Raw genomic sequence first — 22436 nt, forward strand, 5'->3', positions numbered from 1 at the left:
TGTTGGCTTAATAAAAATGACACAAAGCAAGTAATAACGCAAACATAAGCGACGACCGACTGAAAGCGTTTGGCTTTATTGTGGGTTCTTTGCCATCCTGAATTGAGGCAAACACCGCGATTTGGGCTGAAACCTGCATAGATCTGACACGATCTTGCAAAAGTTATGCCCATTTCCGCATCTAATAAAACTCAATCCTGCTGATCAGTTTACGAGTTTCAATTTAACGAGGGGGTACGAGCGGGACCAGGGGGTGAGCGCCTGACCAACCGGGCTCGCCGACGGCCAGAGCAGCTCCCCCCGCCGACGTCGCTCAGTCGATTTTGCTTTTCTGCGCGTGCGGCGTGACGCCAAAGCTGGATCGGTACACCCGCGAAAAGTGGCCTGGGCTTTCGAACCCGCAGGCCATGGCGACCTCGGTCACCGAGGCTTCGGTTTGCAGCAACAGTTTCTGGGCGCGCTCAAGGCGCAGTTCCATGAAGTACTTCTTGGGTGACGTATTAAGGTATTTGCCGAACAGCCTTTCCAGCTGCCGGGTCGAGATGCCCAGATCCTCGGCAATCTGCGACGGCGATACCGGCGCTTCGATACAGTCCTGCATGATATGGATCGCCTTGGCCAGGTGGGCATTACGCATCCCATTGCGCGATTGCAGCGACACCCGCTGTTTTGCGGTGGCATTGCGCACTGCGTTGTAGACCATCTGATCGGCCACGGCGATGGCCAGTTCCTCACCGTGGTCGCGTTCGATCAGGTGCAGCAACAGGTCGGCTGTTGCCGTGCCACCCGAAGCGGTGATGTGTTTTTCGTCGGCCACAAAAACGCTGCGCACAAGGTTCACTTCGGGGAACGCCTCCATGAAGGCATCGTGGTACTCCCAGTGAATAGCCGCCTGCATACCGTCCAGAAACCCGGCCTCGGCCAGCAACCATGCACCGGAACACAACGCGCCAATGGCCGTCCCCCGCGCCCGTTCGCGCCGCAAGGTTGCCAGCAACGCGCGCGTGACGTGATTGCGCATATGAATGCCCGACAAAACGAAAAGCTGATCGGTCTTGGACAGCGCCTCCAAACCGCCATGCACCAGCGTGACCGATCCGTTGGAACACACGGCCTGCTCGCCATGTTCGGAAAGGAAGGTCCAGTCATAGAGGTCTTCGCCGCTGACAAGATTCGCGATTCTCAGCGGCTCGACCGCGCAGGAGAAGGCGAGGTGCGAGAATTCCTCGACCAGAATGAAAGTGATGTGGCGCGGTTGGCTCATCAGGCGTCCCGTTCAGCTTGGCTTAGTTGATGATCCATGCTGCACGATTTTTTTATGTATACAAGTTGTATTTTCTTGGAGTACACAATGTGCACCGCGGGCGCGACGAGATTCGCACCACCCATCAAAGGAGGGATGGATGAAAGACGATGCCAAATCCCGCAAGGCTGAGTTGACCGAGCATCTGCGGGTGTCCATCCTGACCCGGCGCCTGCAACCCGGCACCGATCTGGACGAGGCACATCTGTCCGATGCGTTCGGCCTGTCGCGCACGCCGTTGCGCGAGGTGTTCCGGCAATTGGCGGGCGAAGGCTACTTGGACCTGCGCACCAACCGCAGCGCCCGCGTATCCGAGATGTCCTATACCACCCTGCGCGATTTCTTTCTGGCCGCGCCGATGGTCTATGGCGCAATCCTGCGGCTGGCGGCTCAGAACGCGACGCACGCGCAGATTGAGGATCTGAAAGAGGCGCAACAGGCGTTCAAGGCCGCGCTGCGTACGGGATCGGCCGAAGATCGGGCGCTGGCCAATAACCGGTTTCACGATGTCACCGGCGCGATGTCGGGCAATGTCTACCTGCTGCCGTCGTTCAACCGGTTACTGATCGATCACGCCCGGATCGGTATGACCTTTTATCGACCGCAGACGGCCAAAATGTCCGAAAACCTGTCCGAAGCAAGCGCCCAGCATGACGCCATCATCGCCGCCATCGAGGCGGGCGACGAGGCGGCTGCTGCGCAGCTGGCCGAGGATCACTGGAACCTGTCACGCGATCAGATCGAGCTGTTCGTGATGCCTGACGCGCTGGATGTCCCGATGGGCGTCCCGCCCCTTTCGAAACCTGCATGAGGACAGAATGAACCCAATTTTCAGATTTGAGGGGATCTATACCCCTGTGGTCACGCCCTATCACGAGGATGGCAACGTGAATTGGGACGCCCTGTCCGACGTGATCGAATACCTGATCGAAAACGGCGTGCACGGGCTGATCTCAGGCGGATCGACTGGCGAGAATTATGCCCAGACGGTTGAAGAACGGCTGGAACTGGCGCGATTCACGCATGAGCGTCTGAAGGGCCGACTGCCGCTGGTCGTTGGAACCGGCGCAATGCTGACGTCGGAATCGATCGCGCTGGCCTCTGGCGCGCGTGAGATCGGCGCAGATTCTATCCTGTTGGCCAGCCCACCCTATTCGGTGCCAACCGACCGCGAAAACGCGCTGAATGCGCTGGCCATCGACAAGGCCGCCGACCTGCCGGTGATGCTGTACAACTATCCGCACCGCACCGGCACGATGATGGGCGAGGAATTTTTTGACCGCGTGGGCCGCAGCCGGAATTTCTGCGGCATTAAGGAAAGCTCGGGCGATATCAACCGAGTGCACCTGCTGGCCCGTGACTATCCGCACATCCAACTAGGCTGCGGCATGGACGATCAGGCGTTGGAGTTCTTCGCTTGGGGCGCGCCCTTCTGGGTCTGCGGCGGGTCGAACTTCCTGCCGGCCGAACATGTGGCGCTGTACAATGCCTGTGTGATCGAGGGCAATTTCACCAAAGGCCGCCGGATCATGTCAGCAATGATGCCGCTAATGCGGGTGCTGGAACAGGGTGGCAAGTTCATCCAGACGATCAAACATGGCGTGACCATGAACGGGATCAATGCGGGCGCAATGCGACCTCCGCTAAAGGGGCTGAACAAGGACGACAAACGCGCACTGGAACAGGTGACGCGCGTGTTGAAGAAAAAAATCGCAGATATCGTGGCGGAGGGCTAAGGCATGGAATTGCTGACACAGGACGAATACAAATCCATCGCCGCAGGCCTGAAACTGCCGACCGGTGCTTTTATCGACGGCGCGTTCCGTCCGGCAATCTCGGGTGAAACCTTCACCACTGTGAACCCCGCGACCGGTGACACGCTGGCGGACATAGCCGCTTGCGGCGCGGCGGATGTGGACTTCGCCGTTGAAAAGGCGCGCGAGGCGTTTGACGACGGCCGCTGGTCGAAACTGCACCCGTCCGAGCGCAAGGATGTGTTGGTCCGTCTATGCAAGCTGATGACTCGTAACGCGCGCGAACTGGCGGTGATGGAGAGCATCGACAGCGGTAAGGCCATCTATGATTGCGAAACCGTAGACGTGCCCGAAACCATTCACTGCCTGAAATGGCACGCCGAGGCGATTGACAAGATCTATGATCAGGTCTCACCCGCCAGTGACGATCACATCGCTATGGTCGTGCGCGAGCCGATTGGCGTGGTGGGTCTGGTACTGCCATGGAATTTCCCGCTGCTGATGTTGGCGTGGAAGATCGGTCCTGCGTTGGCGGCGGGATGCTCGGTGGTGGTGAAACCTGCAGCGGAAACCACACTGACGGCCCTGCGTATGGCCGAACTGGCTATGGAAGCCGGGCTGCCGCGCGGCGTTCTGAACATCGTGCCGGGTGGTGGCGCAGAGGTCGGCGAACCTATCGGGCGGCATATGGATGTCGACATGGTGTCCTTCACCGGCTCGACCGTCACCGGCAAACGGTTCCTGACCTATTCGGCGGAAAGCAATGCCAAAGAGGTGGTGCTGGAAATGGGCGGCAAGAACCCCGCCATCGTGATGGACGACGCCGAGAACCTCGACCGCGTTGCGGCGCATATCGTCAACGGTGCATTCTGGAATATGGGCGAGAACTGCTCGGCCTCGTCCCGCCTGATCGTGCACAAGGATGTTAAGGCGGAACTGCTGGACCGCATCGCGCACCACGCCAAACAGTGGAACATCGGCGACCCGCTGGACCCCGAAGCCCGCATGGGCGCATTGGTCAGCGAAGGCCATTACAACAAGGTCTGTGGCTATCTGGATCAGGCTGAGAATGTCGTGATTGGCGGCAAGGCCGAGAATGGGTTCGTCGAAGCCACCGTGGTCGAAGTGCCCGGCAACGACTCCGCCCTGGCGCGCGAGGAGATCTTTGGTCCGGTCCTTTCGGTGATTGAGGTTTCCAGCTTTGACGAGGCGATCAAGATCGCCAATGACACCGAATACGGCCTCTGTGCCTCGATCTTCACGGCCAACGCAAAACGTGCCATCCGGGGTGCGCGGGCCATCCGGGCGGGTACCGTGACGGTGAACAGCTTTGGTGAAGGCGACATCACCACGCCCTTCGGCGGCTACAAGCAGTCGGGCTTTGGCGGGCGTGACAACTCGGTCCACGCGCATGACCAGTACACTCAGCTGAAGACCATCTGGATCGACCTTGCCGATGACGCTGATGAGGCCGTCGATTGAGCGCCTATACCGCCAGAACCCTGCCGGTCCATCGTGGACCAGCGGCATGGAGCGCCATCCTTGGCGCTCAGCCGCCCGCGCAGGAATTGGACGGTGACCTGACCGCCGATTTCACCATAGCCGGTGCCGGATTCGCCGGGCTGTCGGCGGCCCGGCGCCTGACCCAACTGCAACCCGATGCCAGGGTCGTTGTGCTTGAGGCCGGACGCGTGGCCGAGGGTGCTGCGGGGCGGAACTCGGGCTTTATGATCGACCTGCCGCATGATCTGGCGTCGGACGATTATGCCGGGGCGGGCGACGACAAGGTGATGATCGGACTGAACCGTCAGGCGATCGCCTTTGCCCGCGCAGCGGTCGCGCAATACGGGATCGACCCGAACTTCTTTGATCCGGCGGGCAAGGTGAATGGCGCAGCCAGCGCGGCAGGTCACGCCCATAACGTCAGCTATGCGCAGCATCTGGAGACGCTGGGTGAAACCAGCGAAATGCTGGATCCGCAGCAGATGTTCGACCTGACCGGTTCACGCCACTACCGGTCCGGGCTCTACACGCCCGGAACGGTCATGTTGCAGCCTGCGGGCTATATACGCGGGCTGGCGGCCGGGTTGGTGGGGGACGGCGTGGCGCTGCATGAAAACTCGGCCGTCACCGGGTTCGAAAAACAAGGCGGCGCGTGGCTGGTGAAAACCCAGCGATCGGCGGTCAGCACGGGTGCTGTGATCCTGACGGTCAACGGCCATCTCGAAAGCTTCGGTATCGAGCGTGACCGGCTGATGCAACTGTTCCTGTTCGCCGCGATGACACCGGAACTGGACGGTAACGCGCTGGCCCGTCTGGGCGGGCAAACGCGATGGGGCGTGACTCCGTCCGATCCGATGGGCACCACGATGCGGCGGATCGACAGTGGACAGGGCGGCAATCGCGTCATCACCCGCACCTGCGCGGCGTTGCGTCCCGGCATGGCCGCAACCACTCGCGATCTGGCGCGGGCATCAAAGGTGATGCAGCGCAAGTTCGACCAGCGGTTCCCGCAATTGGCGGGGATGGAGATGGAATACCACTGGGCCGGCCACCTGTGCCTGAGCCTGAACAGTGTCTCGGTCACGCGCGAGATCGAACCAGGCGTCTATTCCGGTTGCGTCCAGAACGGGCTGGGCACTGCACGCGGGACTCTCACCGGGATCGCAGCAGCAGAACGCGCCTGCGGCCAAAGCTCGGACATCACCCGTTTTTTCGAGGCCGAAGATCAGCCCAAGCGCCTGCCACCGCAGCCCTTCCGCGAGATCGGTGCAAATGCCGTTCTGCGCTGGAAGGAATGGCGCGCGCGGGATGAGTGATCAGGGCAGGCTCAGCTTGGCCATGCGCCCGCCATCCACGGTATAGACCTGCCCGGTGATGAAGCTGGCCTCGTCTGAGGCCAGAAACGCAACCAGCGCCGCGACCTCCTCCGGTGCACCAGTGCGGGCTACAGGGTGAATGCGCCTGATATCTTCGCGGAACGCCTCGGGGTTCGGCATCGATGCGATGAAACCCACATTCAGTTCAGTATCGATCCAACCCGGTGCGACGGCATTACAGCGGATGCCGTCGGCGCCGTGATCCACGGCCACCGCGCACGTCAAGCCATGCAGGCCGGCCTTGGACGCGCAATAGGCGGCGTGGCCGGGATTACTGCCCAACCCTTCGATCGAACCGATATTGACGATATTGCCACGCGTCCGTCGCAAGTGCGGCAGTGCCGCCTTGATCAGCAGGAACGGAGCGGTGAGGTTGACCATCAGATTGCGCTGCCAGTCCTCAAGGCTCATCTCAACAACCGAGGCTTCCTGCATCATCCCTGCATTGTTGACCAGAATGTCCAGCCGCCCTGCTCGGTCGATGACCTGATCAACCACGGCTTGCGGGCTGTCGGGATCGGCAAAATCGGCCGCGATGCCATCGAAATCAGGATCTGCCCCACGTTGTGCCGTGAACACACGCGCCCCGTCCTGCCTCAACCGTGCGGCAATGGCCCGGCCAATTCCACTGCGCCCGCCGGTGACAAGCGCGGTTTTGCCCTCAAATCGGCTCATGAAACCGGCTTCCCTCCGTTCACTTCCAACAACGTGCCACAAACATAGCGTGCAGAATCCGAGACCAGAAACATCACCACGTCAGCGATATCCTCGGGTTCGGCAATGCGGCCCAATGGGACGGTCTGGCCCAGTTCGGCCACGGCGGTATCCGGATCGAACCCGCGCATTTCAAAGCCCGAGCGCAGCATCGGCGTGTTCACCTCATTCGGGCAGACGGCGTTGATGCGGATGCCCTGATGGGCGTGGTCCATGCCCATGCACTGGGTCAGCGAGGCAATCGCGGCCTTGGTCATACAGTAAACCGCGTGGTTGGGGCCAGGGCGCAGGCCCCAGCAGGATGCGGTGTTGACTATAGCCCCGCCACCACCTGCGGCCAGAATTGGGATTGCAGCCCGGCAGACACGAAAAGGGGCCTCGACATTTACGCCTAGCGACAGCGCCCAGTCCTGATCCGATGTCTCGGTGACTGAACCGCGCGTAATCACACCGGCGTTGTTGATGATGATGTCCAGACCACTCAGAGCCTCCGCTGCGTTCCGGGGCAGCGTGTCGGCATAGGTCGCGTCCAACAGATCGCCGGGTAGATGGGCTTCTGCCTTGATCCCCTCGGTCACGCGGTCAGCAACCGCAACCCGCGCGCCCGCCTGACGCAGGCGCTGCAAGATGGCAGCGCCGATCCCACCGGCTGCCCCGGTGATGAGAGCGGCTTTTCCCTGTAGTTCCATTATCCCTCCGATTGGAAAAAACCCGCCCGATGATCTGGGCGGGTGAGTTGCAGGGAGAATTCCTTAGTAGCTCTGGTTCAGCTCGTCAGCCGCAGGAATTTCCCGCTCGCGGCGGGCGATGTAATCCAGAAGCTCTTCGTTCTTCGCCTCGTCCAGCTTAGGTTCCTGGTATTCGGACAACAGTTTCCTGGCGTGTTTGAGCGCGCGTTCGGTGATCTCGACACTGCCCTCAGCCTGCCATTGCTCGATCGAATTGTTGTCGAACAGTTCAGGCATGAAGAAGGCACTCTGGAAGTTGTCCTGTGTGTGCGGGTGGCCAAGGTAGTGCCCGCCGGGGCCGACATCGGGCACTGCGGCGATGGCCTGATCGAAATCGTGCCACTTCGGCCCCTCGGCCATGCGATAGGCCATGGCACATTGCTCCGCGTCCACGATGAACTTGGCGACAGAACAGTGCATCCCGGCCTCATTCCAGCCCGCAGAGTGCCAAATGTAATTGGCACCGGCATGAATGACCGCTTGCAGCGTGGTGGCGGATTCATAGCCCGCCTGCGCGTCAAAGGTCTTGGCCCCGCCCAGCGTGTTCGACGTGCGCCAAGGAACATCATAGAACCGCGCCATCTGGCCGATCATAAAGTTCATCAGACTAATCTCGGGCGTGCCAGCCATCGGTGCGCCTGATTTCATGGACACTGTCGACAGATAGTGCCCCCAGATCGCCGGCGCGCCCTTGCGGATCACCTGTGTGTAAGCCAGAGCGCTCAGCGCCTCGGCGGTCAGCTGCGCCACAGTTGCGGGCACCGACGCGGGCGTGTTCGCACCGCCCAGAACAAAGGGAGAGCACAAAACCGGCTGATTGCGGCGGCAGAAGGCACGCATCGCGCCCAACATGGTCTCATCCCAGACCAGCGGGCTGTTACCGTTGCAGTTGCCGGTTGTGACTGGATGGTCGTCAATGAAGCCTTCACCGAACAGGATATCGCACATATCCATCACATCCTCGGCGTTCTTGGGCGAGGTGGTCATACCCATAAACATCTTGTCCGAGTATTTCATCGATGAGTACGTAATCTGCAGATGGCGCTGACTGATCGGGTGATCATAGGGCTCGACAATGTGGTGGGCCGAGCTGTGCAGCGCGGGCATCATGTGGCTCAGCTTGTGGAACATCGCCAGATCTTCCAACAGCGGATTGCGGCGCACATCATCCAAATCGCGCAAAAACGGCGCGCCAGTCATCGGCACGAACACCGAATGCTTACCACCCAGCTTGACGTTGTTTTTGGGGTTGCGGGCGTGGTAGGTGAACTGCGTCGGAATGGTCGAGATCAGCTCTCGCACCATGTTGCGGTCCAGATAAACAAGTTCACCATCGACCTTGGCACCCGCCTTTTTCCAGTCCTCTATGGCAATCGGGTCTCGAAACTGGACGCCAACGTTTTCCAGAATGTCCATGGCGGCATTGTCGATGCGTTCAACCTGGCTACCGTCCATCACCTCGCACAAGGGGATGCCTCGGGTCAGGCCGGGCAGCATTTCAAAATTCGGGGCGGTGCGCAGGGCGCGACGGGCTGAACGGCCGCCTGCGCGGGACGCGGTTCGAATGTTCACGGGCAATCCTCCAATCTTGCTTCCCAGATTGGGGGATTCGCGAGCCTTTCACCTCACTGATTGCGATATCTGTTTGCAGGAAGCGACACCGTTTTTGAAACATGAAGCGTCGCCTCAGCGGTTTGGCGCTAGTTTGTCTTGCCAAACCGCAAAGCACTAGCTCTTTTAAAACCCGGACTGCACTCGCAACTATGATCAATGGGTCGAGGTGCAAACCTACCTTCAAAAAGCCTACCGAGATGAAGGGTCGAAAATCGGTTGTGTCGCCTTGCAAGTCTCAAGTTACACAAGGCAATCGGGCGATTGCTCCGGACATCAGAACGGTCAGGTTTGTAACACAACGCTTTAGCGAGAGCCCGTATCCGAGTATTAAAAACGTATGATCCAGACCGGGCTGGAACAATACCACCCTGCCCTTGCCACGGCGGAGACTGCTGAGATGAACACTATCCTGATAATTGCCCTTCTGGTCATCGCGTTTTTTGTCAGCTTGCATCTTTGGACCCGCAAGCTGACCGCTGATGGGCAAAAACGAGTCCCTCAGCTTGGCGTTGTCACACCTGTAAGCGGCGGCAGCATTCATTTTGTAGAGCGAGGCGACCCCTCGAAACAGACCATCGTCATGATCCACGGGCTTGCAGGTCAGTTGCAGCATTTCACATACGCGCTGGTCGATATGCTGGTCGACGACTACCACGTCATCGCAGTCGACCGGCCCGGCTGCGGGTATTCGACCCGCGACACGTCCGATCTGGGGCGCCTTCCCGAACAGGCCCGCATGATCCAAGAGCTAATGGACTACAAGGGCATTACTGACGCGGTTCTGGTCGGCCACTCTCTGGGTGGTGCGATCGCGTTGGCCATGGCGCTGGACTATCCCGAAAAAACCAAGGCACTGGCCTTATTGGCTCCGTTGACTCAAAAGCTTCCGTCCACGCCACAAGTCTTCAAACCGCTGGAGATTCGCACCGAATGGCTGCGAAGCCTGATCGGCAACACTCTGGCCGTACCGCTGGCCGCTAAAACCGCGCCGCACACCCTCGGGATCGTTTTTGCCCCCGAACCCGCGCCTGCCGATTTCCTCGACCGCGCGGGCGGCGCACTGGGACTGCGACCCTCAGCTTTCATCACCGGAGCGCAGGATGTTGCGGGCATTGACGCCAGCTTGGAGACGCAGATGGCGAGGTATGGAGAACTGACCGTTCCCGGCGGAATTCTGTATGGCGCACAGGACGCTATTCTGTCGCCGGAGGCGCAGGGCGAGCCGATGGCCCGTTTCGGCCTACCCCTCGAACGGATCGAGGGCGCTGGCCACATGATCCTGATAACCAAACCGGACGCCTGCGCAGCATTCATTCGGCGGATCGCCAAAGCTATACCCGCCCAGCCCGAAGCGGTTTGACCGGGGCAAAAAAGAATCCGGCTTTAACCGTCTTTTCCCTCTTGACCCTTCTCAGCCCCTCCCGTAAATCGCCTCTCACTCATGGCGGAGTAGCTCAGTTGGTTAGAGCAGCGGAATCATAATCCGCGTGTCGGGGGTTCAAGTCCCTCCTCCGCTACCATCCCACCCCATCCAGACCTGTCCAGACCCGTCCATAAAGTCGTTGAATTGCAATGACTTGACTGTTTCCTTAATGTGTTGCCCGTACACAACCCGTCCAGACCAATCCACGTAATGTGGGGGTCAAAACGGGGGTTGATTTGGGGGTAACGATGAAACTCACGGACCTGAAAATCAGGAAGGAAAGGCCAGCCGAGCGGGTCAAAAAGCTGTCAGACGGGCGCGGGCTGGTTCTTATGATCAAGCCAAACGGGGCAAAACATTGGAAACTTCGGGTGCGAAAAGACGGTCGAGACACTGATGTCGCGCTGGGTGAATACCCGACGGTTGGGCTGGCAGAGGCGCGCGAAAAGGCGCAGGCTGCGCGCGACACCATCGCAGAGGGAAAAAACCCTACAGTCGAACGCCGCAGGGAACAGACCCGCGCCAAGGTTATCAGCGGAACGACCTTTAAGGAATTGACGCAGGCGTATCTCGACACCAAAACCCGCTGGTGTGCTGGACACAAAAACCGCTTCACCAATCGCATGACCAAGGACGTCTGGCCCGCCATTGGGCAAATGCCCATCGACCAGATCGAAGCCATCGACGTGCTGACGGCGGTCAAACCCATCGCCGACCGGGGTGCCATCGACACCGCCAAACGGGTCACAGCAATGATCGGTCAGGTGTTGACGTTCAGCATCGCACTAGGCCTGCGCCGAACCAACCCGGCCACCGGGATGACCGCCGCGTTGCCTGACACGCCACCGGAACAGCACCGCCCCGCGCTAACAGAGCCGGACGCATTGCGGCCTTTTCTGACCAAGCTGTGGGGCTGGAACACGCCAACGATCAGCAAGCCGCTGATGCAGATGTGCTTGCTGACCTTTCAACGGCCCGGCGAGGTCCGCAGGATGCGCTGGGACCAAATCGGCTGGACCACGCACGAGTGGGTCTTCGACGTGACCAAGGTGGGGCTGATCGATCACATCGTACCGCTGAGTGCCCAGAGCCTCACCCTACTGGCTGACCTAAGACAGCGCAACCGGGACAGCGACTGGGTCTTTGCCACATTGGGTGGAAGGCCACCGGCAGATGTAGCTACAAGCCAATTTATCGACCGGCTGGGCTTTAAGGGAAAGATGACTGCACATGGTGCGCGTGCCATTGCCCGTACGACGCTGGTCGAGCGCATGGGTTTTGACGAGGCCACTGTCGAGATGCAACTGAGCCACCAACCCCGCGACCTACATGGGCGCGCGTACAACCGAACCCAGTGGCGCACAGAACGCCAGCGCATGATGCAGGCGTGGGCCGATTGGCTGGATCAGGTCAGGGTTGTCGAACCATTACCCATTGCCGCCGAGTGAGTGGCGTTGACTGACCAGCCTTGGGCGGGTAGCGTTTGACCGTTGCAGGGTGACCGGATCACCCCGCGACATTTCAGAAAGGACAGAAAGGCGCGCAGGCGATGCTCCAACCGGGGCGCAGTCGTTTCGTTTTGCGCTTCTGTCCTGACTGCGCCCCGAGACAAGGATGCCGGGGTGACCCGATTTCCAATGACGCCTGCCGAGTTTGCGGCGATGCCACCCGACGAACTGGTGGAAATGCGCGAGTTCGTAAGCACCCGCGAGAAGCGTGGATACCTTCCTTACAGCCGAAGCCTCGCGTGGAAAAAGCTGAAAGCCAATGAATTCCCAAAACAGGTCAACACGCCCGAAAGCGGGATGCCAGCCAAGTGGCGGGTCAAAGACATTATCGCCCACCGCGAGGCAGAGATCGAAGCGGAGGCCGCATGATCGCCGAATTTTCAGGTAGAAAAGCGATGGTCCTCAATCTCATCTCGCCAGACGACGAAATGGGGCTGGATTGATCAGGGATGGGACGATCTCACTGGACCCAAATCGCCAAACACGCCAGACTGAAAAACAGGCAAATCGGGCGGACCCAAGGCCCCCGGTCAATGACGGTGAAACTCCGCACCCCACGCATCCGGGGCAATTCTTGGACAAGACGGCAACAGGACGCGAGCAATCCCAAAATGAATGAGGACGCCCCGAAGGACGTCCCACCCAAATTTGAAATCCGGAGACTAGCTCCAAAGACTTACAGTGATCACTGGCAGTCTACGGGTTTCACGAAAAGGTGGCAAGTCTGGGCGTCCTGCAAAAAAACAGGAATGCCGCACCATGGCTGATGGACAGAAACCAGAAAAAGACATGTTCGGAAACGAAATGGACGACGCCGCAAAGGCGAAAACCGCAGAGTTCGCCAAGCAACAAGCCGAGGAAGCGGAAAAGCCGCACCCAAAACCCGACGGCGCGGAAATCGACCAAGACGCGCTGGAAGACAACGTCCGTGGGTTCAACAACAGCGTGCACTCGACGCCGAACGATACCCGAGAGGACGTTTACACAAGCTGGCCTTGGTCTTTGCTGCAAAACATCATTCTGGGCCGAATGGCCGAACGCAACCAGCTTTACTCTTACGCCGGACACATCGGGAAAGTGGTCACCCGCGCCCTGCCCCCGGTCCTGCAATTCAGGCGAGACGAAAACGGCGAACTGGTCCAGCGCACCCGAGAACTGAGCGCCACCCACATCGTCAGACCAACCGACGCACACCAGATTTTAACCGACATTGAAAACGTGGTCCGGTTCATCAAACAGGACAAGCAAGGTAAACTGCACGCGGTCAGACCCACGCGCGAAGTGGGCGCGAACATTTTGGCGACAGGCGGCACCGCACCGTGCGGCGTCACCCTGCCAGCATTACACACGGTGATCGACCACCCCGTGATCGCGCAGAACGGAGACCTGATCAAAAGCCGCAACGAATACGACCCCGCCACCGGGATTTTTTATGCCATCGAACAACGGATCAAACTGACGGAGTTTGAACACGTCGAAAGCGCGTGGATTGTTCTGGCAGCGTGGCTGGATGAAATCGAGTGGGCCAGTGATGCGGACTTTCGGCGCGCAATCGCGTTTGCATTGACCTTACTCACGCGCAAGACGCTTTACGGCGGCGAACCATCGCCCGTGTTCTTTTTCACCGCGTCGCTTTCTTCATCGGGAAAAACGATGGTGGTCCGTGCCATTCACAAGCTGATCACAGGGCGCGACGTCCCCATCACCCCTTGGCCGTCCAGAGAGGAAGAATTCGAAAAGACCCTTGCGGCTACGATTATGACAGGCTGCCCCGTGGTTCTGTTCGACAATGTGCCGCGCGGGGAAGTGGTCAAACGATCCCATCTTGAGGGTTACAGCACAGCAGGCGTTTACAGGCCGCGCACACTGGGCCGTCACGAAGTCACCGAAACACCAACGTCAACAATCCCCGTCCTGACAGGCAACAACATTGAACCCGGCGGCGACCTTCCCAACCGCGTTGTGACTTGCAGGATCGAACCCACCACCGACAGCCCTGCCACCCGCGATTACAAGGTCGACATTTTCGCCGAGGCCGAAGCTAATCGAAGCAGACTAATCAGCGCGCTCTACCGCATCTGGCAGGAGGGTCAGAAGAACAACACTAGCACGGTCAAAGGCCGGTTCCCCGGATGGGCAAAGCACGTGGGCAATGCCGTGCAAGCAGGACATCGGGAAAACCTGTTTGAAAGCTGGGAAGAAAGCGCCGAGGGCGAAGGCCACAAGACCGAGGAAATCATCGCTCTGTGTGAACGGATGAAACACGTTCGAGAAATTACCCAGATGGAAAACATGTCGAAAAACCCAGATCGGCAGTTCAAGCTGGTCGGCCCGTTTTACGGCATGACCTACAGTGAATTGATTGAGTATTGCCCAGACGAACTTGCCGCCCTGATTTACCTTGAAAAAGAAGACGGCGAAACGGACGCCGACGCGCTTAAACGGATCGGGGCAAAGAATGTCCCAATCAAGCTTAGGTCGATCATGGGGGCACCGGCCCAGACACAGGCCGGAACATGGAAATTGACCCGGCAAAAGGTCGGCATTCGACCCAACAGAAAACCCATTTATGGCATCGAAAACGTGTGGATTGATCGGAAAGAGTGATGGGAAAGCCCAAAACCATCAACAAATTTCTGCTGCACTGCGGCACGGTCGAAGAAAGTGCACCCCAGCGCACCCATAGTTATTCCAGTTCTGAGGGACTAGTTACGGGAATTTATGCTGCAGCGCAGAGAGACTTCACAGTAATAGTCTCTGAAAACTGGGCAGGACTGGAATAACTGGGGTGCACTTTCAAAATGGCGGTAAAATTGGGCTAAACAGGAGAAAACGAGATGACCGAAAGCGAGCCTGACCACGTCACCGAGATGCGGTTGGTTTGGAGGTTACTCAAACGGCATGAGCGTCTCGCCCTGCTGCAAATCGCTGCAATTGACGACCCGGCAGCATTTCAGGAAATCGCCAGTGACCCCCGAAAATCGCCCGTGTGTGAGCGGAATGCACCCGGCGGGCATGGTGACGCAAGAACAGGCCGGTAATCGCCCGCGAGCGCGCATCATGGATTGTATAAAAGACAAAGGGACCAACGCCGCATGGAAGTTATAAAAAACAACGGCAGGGTGCCCGAGGGTCTTTATAAAAAAGAAAAAGGGCAAAATCGGCGGCGAATGACCCTGTAATCGCGATTAGGTCTAGTCCTTTCGCGTTTTAGCAGGTGGGATTTTCCGACCCGGTCAACCCGTGGCGAGTGAGCCATGCTCTGCAATCGGATTATCAACCGTTGCAGCGCCAGATGCAGGGGAAAAATGGCGAGCCGCAAGGCCACTAAGAAAGCCGTCCAGCGAACGTCCGCTACCGTTCTATGCAGACCTTAAGGCGAAATTTCTCGGAATGACCACCAACAATGACCGCTATCCGCCCCTAAGCCGTCATCTGACAGAAAGACTCAGATGACCGCATCGAGCCCAAAGTTGCCAGTGGTGCTCAGGGCGCGAAGGTCTTCGATGCGCAGAAAGCGGACTTTGCAAAGTGCAGCAGACTGCTCAAAGCGGGCATTCCTTCCAATAGCAGCGTATGCGGTGTGAGCTGGAAGCAGACTTCACGTTTGCGCCCCGACAACTTGTGTCCTGATGAAGCTTCTTTTGTATCGTTTGATTGATCTTCCTTGATCGGTAGGATGAGTAAACCTTCAAAACTAATCCGGGGTTAAAAATGTACAGGTATGTGCTGACAATACTGGCTTTGTGTTGTGCAAGCTTACTTCATGCCGCCGGCATGGAGCGGTGGGGCGAGTCCGGGGGCTGGACAATCCTGATTGACCCCGAAAAGGGCAACGGCTGTCTAGCTTGGAAACCCTTTGAAAATGAAATGACCGTTGAAATTGGCGCGGCACCCAATCAGGCGGGTGGCTTTTTTGCAGCCTTTAATCCGGCCTGGGTGCAAATCGAGGACGGGGCGACCGGGATTGTACAGTTCGATTTTGGTGATGCGAAATTCGAAGGCGAAGCGGTTGGGGTCTTCAAGAATGGCGTGCCCGGTGGCTACGCCTTTTTCGACAACCCGGCGTTCGTGACCGAGTTTGGAAAACGCCAGAGTGTTACGATTATTGGCGAAAGCGGGGCCGAGGTGGAACTTGACCTCAGCGGGTCTGCCAAAGCCATTGAGGCCGTTCTGGAGTGCCAGGCCGAACAGCCAGAACCACTGAAGAATTAGGTATTATTGCAATTGATTGATGTCTGGCACACAGGGTCGCCTGTCGACAGGCATGGCATCAGCGCCTTCCGGGGCCTTGTTTCTCGACCCGCCCACATCCAGCTTGAACTTCGGCGATGAAAGCTGGCCAGTCACATCAAAGGGCCAGGCGCTTCGGGATAGGGGTTTGCCAACGCGCCGAGGCTCCGCTCTGAGCGCTATGCTATCGTTCAGCCAGTCCACTTGTCCTCTGGCCACCAATTGAACCGATCCCGTTTCAATGACGACGGAGTTTGAACTGACTCGCCCGGCCTGAATTTCAACCGGAGCAACCACGCAAGTGATATCGGTGTAACCTTGTCTGAACTCTTCTGAAAACAGCCATGGGAAGATACCCAGCCCCGCCAGTTCCAATAGGCTGGTGCTTATGTAGCCCTGCGACATCGACAAAGACGCATTGCCGCGCATGGAGTTGATGAAGGCCTCGGCCGAGGCGATACTGCCAGAAACGTTGAACTCACCGGTCAAACGTCCATAGGCATCAATGCCAATTCCCAATTCATCAAGGATTTCACCAAATTCCCATCCTGAGGTCGATCCTGACAATGAAAGCCAATCAGGTGAGTCAATCAGGTCCATGACCGCCCGCAGGCTGAAGTTTCCGCCGCCATACGCCATTTGAAGAGGACCAAAATCTATGGTTCCGTCTTTTGCAGACAATTGGCTTGAAACAGAAGTTACGCCTTGCTGGCCTATTATCTCTTTGAAGTCGATCTGCACCTCGACATCAGCCTCTTTCAGTACACGTTGCACATCCAGAAGATCGGCAGGTTTCCCTTTGTCCTTTGGCAACACCAAGGGCTGAACGTCTGTCTCCTTCGGCAGAACCAAGGGCTGAACTTCGGCGTCAGGTTCTTGCGAGGCCTCACCTACCAGGCTTTTCAGTTGGTCCAGTACGGCTGTCAGGTTCTTCAGGTCGTTGAGATCGAGTCTCTCGCTCGTAATGTTGCCACGGACGACGGATGCACCTTCGGGAAACCGCGCATCCAAAGCAGCAAGAAGATCGGAAGACCCGGCTTCGAACTGGATTGCGGCATCAAAGTCCTCGCCCTGCCTAGAGGTTTCAGCATCGATAGCTAGTGATCCGATTTCGACAGGTTGCAAGTTGAGCGCGGTCAGAAACTGGGCACCGTCCTCGACATCCAGTTCCACGTCGAAATCGAGACCGGCCAGCCCTTTTAGCTCGTTCACCGATAGTGCAAGGTCGAGCGCCCAGAGTTCGGTGCCATAGTTGGTAGCATTAAACCTATTGAGAGAAACCGGGCCGCCTGCATTGGATATGTTGAAGTCGGCTTTAATGCCGCCAAACTGACCAACAAAGCCTTCGTCTAAGTTTGGCAAAATCAACTTGGCGGGTCCGTTCAGCACACCATCGAAAGTTACATCCTGAAGCTGAAGCAGATCAAGGATTTCACCTTCGGCTTTGAGGACCGGTTCCTCAATTGGCCCGGCTTGCAGCGCAATGCCCAGCATGGCGAGCCGGCCGTCTGGCATGCGGCGAATGCTTTCGATAGAGGCTGGACCGATTACGTCTAACCCCTGGTCAAATGCATTGGTTTGGAACAGCAACTTCTCAAATTCGAAGGAAGCCAGGGATCCGACCATATGCATTTCAAAGCCGGTGAATTTCAGCTCTTGGATACTTTTTGCTGCTGGCGGCGGCTGTCCTTCAGGATGAAGTCGCGCTTTGAAAAGCAGATCGACACCCTGAGCGGTGTAGAGGTCATCTATTGCGCCCTCTGCTTCGAGTTTCTGCCCATCTTCCAGGCTTACGGTGGTTGTAAACGCCTCGATCTTCAGAGCATCCTGAGACACGAGTTCAGCCTGTAGCTGCCCATTGCCTTCTAAAACGCGTTCCAGCCCAATGACATCTAGAAAATCACCGAATTCACCGGTGTCCATTTCCAAGACAGCCCGATAGCCACCCCCTTCGTCCTCCGAGAAAGGCTCACCATCGTAGCTTACGGTCATTTCCCCAAAACTGGCGCGTGTCCTAAACGGTGCGGCGTGTGGGTAGTCGCCTTCGACTTGGAAACCCTGACCGTTGACGGAGCCGGAACCAGAGACCTTTGTTCTTTGTCCATTGTCCGCTTGTTCAAGAGCGAGTGACTGTAGGTCAAACACAAACGAGAAGCCCGAGACCTTGTCGTCGATGTTTAACCCGATTGACGTGAAGCTGACATTCTTGTCGCTCAGGAAGTTCAGGATTCCACTGCCTTCTGTGTCGCTCTCATTGGTACTATCAGCGCCAGCGACGTCTTTTTGCTCATCCGCTGATACAGGTTCCTCAGACGCGGGCTTGGGTGTTGGCCTGTCTTTTCGCCAGCTTGTTGTACCGTCTGCGGCTGTAAGAATATTCGCTTGGAGGCCTTCTACTACCAGATTGTCAAAATGCAGACGCCCATTGGTCAAAGCGGCAATGTCCAGCTCCAGTTCCAGCAGGTTCAATTCTACAAGTGGTGACTCCGGCATTGTCTGGCTCGGAATGATCACCCCGCCGACGTATATGTGACTAATGCGTCCAAGCGCGACGCTTACATCATCGTTGACGAGAAGTGGCCGGCCAATTTGTTCCGAAAGAACTCTTTCTAAAAGGCCACGCCGCATGTCCGAGAACATTGGAGACGCAAGCAACAACCAGACAAAAGCGATTGCAGCGAAGGCGAGAAGTGCAACAATACCAACTATTCTTACGAGCCAAACCCTCATGTGCTCTCCTATTGCTGCTCACACTGCTTTGAATTTCCACCAATTGGAAGTCACCAATCCTATTAGCAATTTAGCACGCTCAGAATTGCGCATCTCTTCGAGGATGACGTGTTCATCGGTCCAAAGCTGCAAGTATTCGAGCATCTCGTTCGTATGGGTCCTCACGGAAATGAACGACCCCATCCTCGACCCACGCAGTCCAATAGGTCAAAAGGACAGGCATGGGCTCGGGCAGGTTAACGCGCGTTGTCTTCCCGCTATCCAGAATGGATTGCATCTTTTGCCGGCTCCAGTCGGGCTCTCCCTCCATCAAAAGGCTGGCAAATTCGAACGGATACTCAAGACGCACGCAGCCGGAACTTAGGTTCCGCTCATTTCGGTCGAAAAGACTGCGGTCGTTGGTATCATGCAAGTACACAGAGTATTTATTGGGAAACATGAACTTGACTAAACCTAAGGCATTGTCTGGGCCCGGCTGCTGAACCAAAGTGACGCCGGGGTTCTTTGCCCCCCAGTTCACAGCGTTGGCAGGAATCGTCTGCCCGTCTTTGTTCCGAACTACGTAATTGTTGCGCGCCAGATAGGCTGGGTCCTTGCGGATGCGCGAAAGCTTATCCTTCCGAAAAATCGAGGCGGGAACGGTCCACGTCGGATTGAATTCCATATATTCAATTTCATCTCGGAACACTGGGGTTTTTCGGTAGGCTGATCCTGTGATCGACCGAGTGGTCCAAAGCGTCCCATCGGACGTGACCAAGTAAGTACGAGCGCCTGCAATGTTTACCAGCACGAACTCTTCGTCGATTTCGCGCATGAGCCAGCGGCCTCGTTCAAGGCTGAGCCGCAACTTATTTATGCGATCTTCGACAGGTTTGTTGAGAGACGCGAAAGTCTTACCACCAACGACGCCATCTGCTTCCAAGCCATGACGATTTTGGAAGGTTTTAACCAACTGCACCAAGTTGTCGTCATAAACCCAAGCTGGATTTATACCGTTTTGGCTGATTTCTGGAAATTCATTTGTTCCATCGTAGCCTTCTGCCGCTAGCCTTTTGCGCAGTTCGGCGACGGCAGGATCCACCATTTCCGGCTTCAGAACCGTTTCTTCGGGGACTGTGTTCCAGCCCCCCTTTGATGCGATAGCTCTGTATTTGCTCAATGCATCAACGAGCATAGTATATTGCGCGTTGTCGATATCGATGCGTTCAATTAAAGCGCTGAAGCCTTCACCCTGAAGATATTGGCTCAATACAACGGAAGGGTCTTGTTGAATTACTGGCTTTGAGAAGTTCCAATCGTCGTCTAGCGCATTTGGATCGACTTTTCCAAACACCAAATGGTGTACGAGTTTTACGGCCGCGTCAGTTGCCAGAATATCGAATAAAGCTCGACTGGAGGCATCGCCATCCTGTGAGGCTTTGAATGTGGATCGAAGCTCTTCTAGTTTGAAGTCACTCGGCGTAAAGCCCTGATCAATTGCTCCATCCAACTCCTCAAAAAGCTCGTCAACCAATTCAAAACTGGTCCAAGCTGGCGTAAATTCTCTGTCCGTATAGAAACGAGGTACAAGGATTGCTGCGTCCAAACTCTTGCTGTTTGAAAGTGTACTACTCGCATTCGTATTTGACCGTATCAGCGCTTCTATCTGCTCCGAGACTTGGTCCGCTGCGCCCAAGTTAGGGCATGTTATCAGCGTTGCAGTCAGTGCAGTTGCAACCGCTGATCTAAGAGCTTTCACCATCCCCTCCTAAATAGTCAATCTATATGTAGTTACTGCCACAAAGGATACTCCAACATTTTGTATAATCAAATCGTATTTTATTGTACTCAGATTTTGCTCGCAAAGCGGACCTACTTCACGGGCATATCATCGAACATCGAGGTCGTGCCTTAACCGGTAAGGCGACGATCCAAACCAACGGCGACACGTTCGTGTAAACGCACTTGGGTTTTTGTAGCCCAAGTTCTTTCCGATATCTGTTATGGAAAGGCGCCCCTCGGTCAGCCATTGCTCCGCCTGACGCATTTTCGCTCTGTCTACGAGATTTGCTCCTGTGGTGCCGTGTCTTGCAAGTTCTCTTTGCAGCGTTTTGGGATGCAGCCCGATGAACTTTGCAAATCCGTCCAAGCCAGGCCATGCGGAGTAGTCAATCACAGAGAATAAGTCGGCCAAGTCGAGTGCTTTTTGAATGGGGCTGTCCGCTTCCGTCGCCTCGTTTCGTTCAAATTTCGACTGCTGCATCAACCAAGACGCGGGGAACGACATACTGAGGCCCCATGCATCGCATTTTTGAACCTGATTTTTAGGAATAAAAGTAGGCGGGATCGCTTTCGGATCAAAGACAAGTACTTCGACCAACGCGCTGTTCCATACTGGCCCCAACCTCGCCCTCAGCATTTCTAACCATGCAACTATATCCCATGCGTCTGCTTGGCCGGGAGGTTGAGAAGCTTGAAGTATCCGGCGGCCAATCAATATGGCCCGTCCATCTTTAATCACCATCGTGTAATTCATTGAAATTTGCGCGGCTTCCACAAAATGAAGCCAAGCAACAAGCAGGTCTCCCAAGCTAGGCGTGTCGCTCATAGTTTCAGGCGGGACGAAACCGTCACTCCATTCAAATTGACGAGCAATCTCTGCGCAAAGATATGGATTTTTTGAAAGTCTGGCGGCACGGGTGGACGCACGATACACACATGCGCTTGGAATTGGTTGGGTAGGGCCAGATAAAACTTCTGACCTGAGTAAGCAGCCTTCCAAGACTATTCCTCTGTCAGCGCCCAGTTCGCAAGATCGATCTACCACCGCGGACAAAAATTTTGATTGCATGACTGGGATCGTCACTTGAGAGGCCTGAGCGCACATATGTCATCCAAGTTATCTTTACTGGACAGAGAAAAATAAGTTTGTCCTCAAATGACAATAAGTAATTCTCAAAAACCTTGTTAGCATAATCGCCACCTTGGATATATTTGAGCTGGAGATCGGAATATGAACGTTCCCTTTGAGCTGCGCTTCAAACGGGCAATGTCAAAGAGTGCAGCCTCACTTCTCTTTGCGGGACTTCTGTCCAACCCGGCCCTCGCACAAGAGGATAGCTTTCCGATACTCTTTACCAATGTGCATGTTTTTGACGGCGTGAATGCAGAGAGAATTGAGAACGCGAATGTCTTGGTAGTCGATAATCTGATCGCAGAGGTATCGTCTGAAACCCTTGCCGTAGCCAACGCTAAGATAATCGACGGTGGAGGCAGAACTCTGATGCCGGGCCTGATCGATGCCCACGTACATATGGCAATAACGGAGCCTGTGGCTGATCTGAGAGATAACTTTGATTGGATGTATTGGGGCGCTGTTTCCACGTCAGAAGCAGAAAAAATGTTGCTGCGTGGCTTCACAACTGTCCGTGATGCTGGAGGCCCTGCAATTGGACTGCAAAAGGCAATTGATCGAGGAAAGGTGTCTTTGCCCCCTAAAATTGTGCCACTACTTTGGCCGAGAAGGGGGAACAAGGGATGGCTCGGAAGCGATACTCGGACGAAGACATTC

General features: G+C 56.6%; 18 protein-coding genes and 1 tRNA gene. 12 read left to right on the plus strand and 7 right to left on the minus strand.

Translation table 11 applies throughout. The annotated features are described in order from the left end of the window. Nucleotides 1-313: 313 nt before the first annotated feature. Entirely contained in the window at nt 314-1264 is a 951-nt protein-coding gene (locus tag ACR0ER_RS15060) for a GlxA family transcriptional regulator (RefSeq protein WP_480769637.1), read from the minus strand. A 139-nt stretch (nt 1265-1403) separates the two neighbouring features. On the opposite strand from ACR0ER_RS15060, the gene ACR0ER_RS15065 reads away from it, so the two are divergent. The 4 genes from ACR0ER_RS15065 to ACR0ER_RS15080 are packed head-to-tail and all read left to right on the plus strand — an operon-like array spanning nt 1404 to nt 5876. Then, nucleotides 1404-2114: a GntR family transcriptional regulator gene (locus tag ACR0ER_RS15065; RefSeq protein ID WP_480769638.1), complete on the plus strand. Its 711-nt coding sequence runs from the start codon at nt 1404-1406 to the stop codon at nt 2112-2114. Between the two features lie 7 nt (nt 2115-2121). Further along, entirely contained in the window at nt 2122-3039 is a 918-nt protein-coding gene (locus ACR0ER_RS15070; protein ID WP_480769639.1) for a dihydrodipicolinate synthase family protein, read from the plus strand. A gap of 3 nt (nt 3040-3042) precedes the next feature. Beyond that, nucleotides 3043-4539, plus strand: coding sequence for an aldehyde dehydrogenase (locus tag ACR0ER_RS15075; RefSeq protein ID WP_480769640.1), 1497 nt, complete (start codon nt 3043-3045; stop codon nt 4537-4539). Beyond that, the gene (locus ACR0ER_RS15080; protein ID WP_480769641.1) at nt 4536-5876 is read left to right on the plus strand and encodes an NAD(P)/FAD-dependent oxidoreductase; all 1341 of its coding nucleotides are present in this window, start codon (nt 4536-4538) and stop codon (nt 5874-5876) included. The genes ACR0ER_RS15075 and ACR0ER_RS15080 overlap by 4 nt, the downstream gene beginning before the upstream one ends. On the opposite strand, the gene ACR0ER_RS15085 is transcribed toward ACR0ER_RS15080, so the two are convergent. The 3 genes from ACR0ER_RS15085 to ACR0ER_RS15095 form a co-directional block, all read right to left on the minus strand. Next, nucleotides 5877-6611, minus strand: coding sequence for an SDR family NAD(P)-dependent oxidoreductase (locus ACR0ER_RS15085; protein WP_480769642.1), 735 nt, complete (start codon nt 6609-6611; stop codon nt 5877-5879). Further along, entirely contained in the window at nt 6608-7339 is a 732-nt protein-coding gene (locus tag ACR0ER_RS15090; protein WP_480769643.1) for an SDR family NAD(P)-dependent oxidoreductase, read from the minus strand. Before ACR0ER_RS15090 ends, ACR0ER_RS15085 begins: the two co-directional genes overlap by 4 nt. A gap of 63 nt (nt 7340-7402) precedes the next feature. Then, entirely contained in the window at nt 7403-8950 is a 1548-nt protein-coding gene (locus ACR0ER_RS15095) for a trimethylamine methyltransferase family protein (protein WP_170333967.1), read from the minus strand. Between the two features lie 439 nt (nt 8951-9389). Here ACR0ER_RS15095 and ACR0ER_RS15100 point away from each other — a divergent pair, with 439 nt between their 5' ends. The 7 genes from ACR0ER_RS15100 (at nt 9390) to ACR0ER_RS15130 (ending at nt 16138) form a co-directional block, all read left to right on the plus strand. Continuing rightward, complete coding sequence (locus tag ACR0ER_RS15100) at nt 9390-10352, plus strand: alpha/beta fold hydrolase (protein WP_480769644.1); 963 nt, start codon at nt 9390-9392, stop codon at nt 10350-10352. Nucleotides 10353-10435: 83 nt separating this feature from the next. Then, nucleotides 10436-10512, plus strand: a tRNA-Met gene (locus ACR0ER_RS15105). A 151-nt stretch (nt 10513-10663) separates the two neighbouring features. Beyond that, on the plus strand, nt 10664-11863 hold the full coding sequence (locus ACR0ER_RS15110; protein WP_480769645.1) for a tyrosine-type recombinase/integrase: 1200 nt from the start codon (nt 10664-10666) through the stop codon (nt 11861-11863). Between the two features lie 174 nt (nt 11864-12037). Further along, complete coding sequence (locus ACR0ER_RS15115) at nt 12038-12292, plus strand: hypothetical protein (RefSeq protein WP_480769646.1); 255 nt, start codon at nt 12038-12040, stop codon at nt 12290-12292. 390 nt (nt 12293-12682) lie between these two features. Then, complete coding sequence (locus tag ACR0ER_RS15120; RefSeq protein WP_480769647.1) at nt 12683-14530, plus strand: hypothetical protein; 1848 nt, start codon at nt 12683-12685, stop codon at nt 14528-14530. 230 nt (nt 14531-14760) lie between these two features. Further along, nucleotides 14761-14964, plus strand: coding sequence for a hypothetical protein (locus ACR0ER_RS15125; RefSeq protein WP_480769648.1), 204 nt, complete (start codon nt 14761-14763; stop codon nt 14962-14964). A gap of 673 nt (nt 14965-15637) precedes the next feature. After that, nucleotides 15638-16138: a hypothetical protein gene (locus tag ACR0ER_RS15130; protein WP_480769649.1), complete on the plus strand. Its 501-nt coding sequence runs from the start codon at nt 15638-15640 to the stop codon at nt 16136-16138. Between the two features lie 3 nt (nt 16139-16141). On the opposite strand, the gene ACR0ER_RS15135 is transcribed toward ACR0ER_RS15130, so the two are convergent. The 3 genes from ACR0ER_RS15135 to ACR0ER_RS15145 all read right to left on the minus strand — a co-directional run bounded on the left by ACR0ER_RS15135 (nt 16142) and on the right by ACR0ER_RS15145 (nt 21473). Beyond that, nucleotides 16142-18886, minus strand: a complete 2745-nt coding sequence (locus ACR0ER_RS15135) for an AsmA family protein (RefSeq protein ID WP_480769650.1) — start codon at nt 18884-18886, stop codon at nt 16142-16144. 112 nt (nt 18887-18998) lie between these two features. After that, on the minus strand, nt 18999-20624 hold the full coding sequence (locus tag ACR0ER_RS15140; RefSeq protein WP_480769651.1) for a L,D-transpeptidase family protein: 1626 nt from the start codon (nt 20622-20624) through the stop codon (nt 18999-19001). A 129-nt stretch (nt 20625-20753) separates the two neighbouring features. After that, entirely contained in the window at nt 20754-21473 is a 720-nt protein-coding gene (locus tag ACR0ER_RS15145; protein WP_480769652.1) for a helix-turn-helix transcriptional regulator, read from the minus strand. A gap of 405 nt (nt 21474-21878) precedes the next feature. Between ACR0ER_RS15145 and ACR0ER_RS15150 the strand changes: the two genes are divergently transcribed. Continuing rightward, nucleotides 21879-22436 (plus strand): amidohydrolase family protein (locus ACR0ER_RS15150; RefSeq protein ID WP_480769653.1); only part of this gene is annotated, 558 nt, incomplete at its 3' end.

This window comes from Ruegeria sp. CH8 (genome assembly GCF_056536985.1).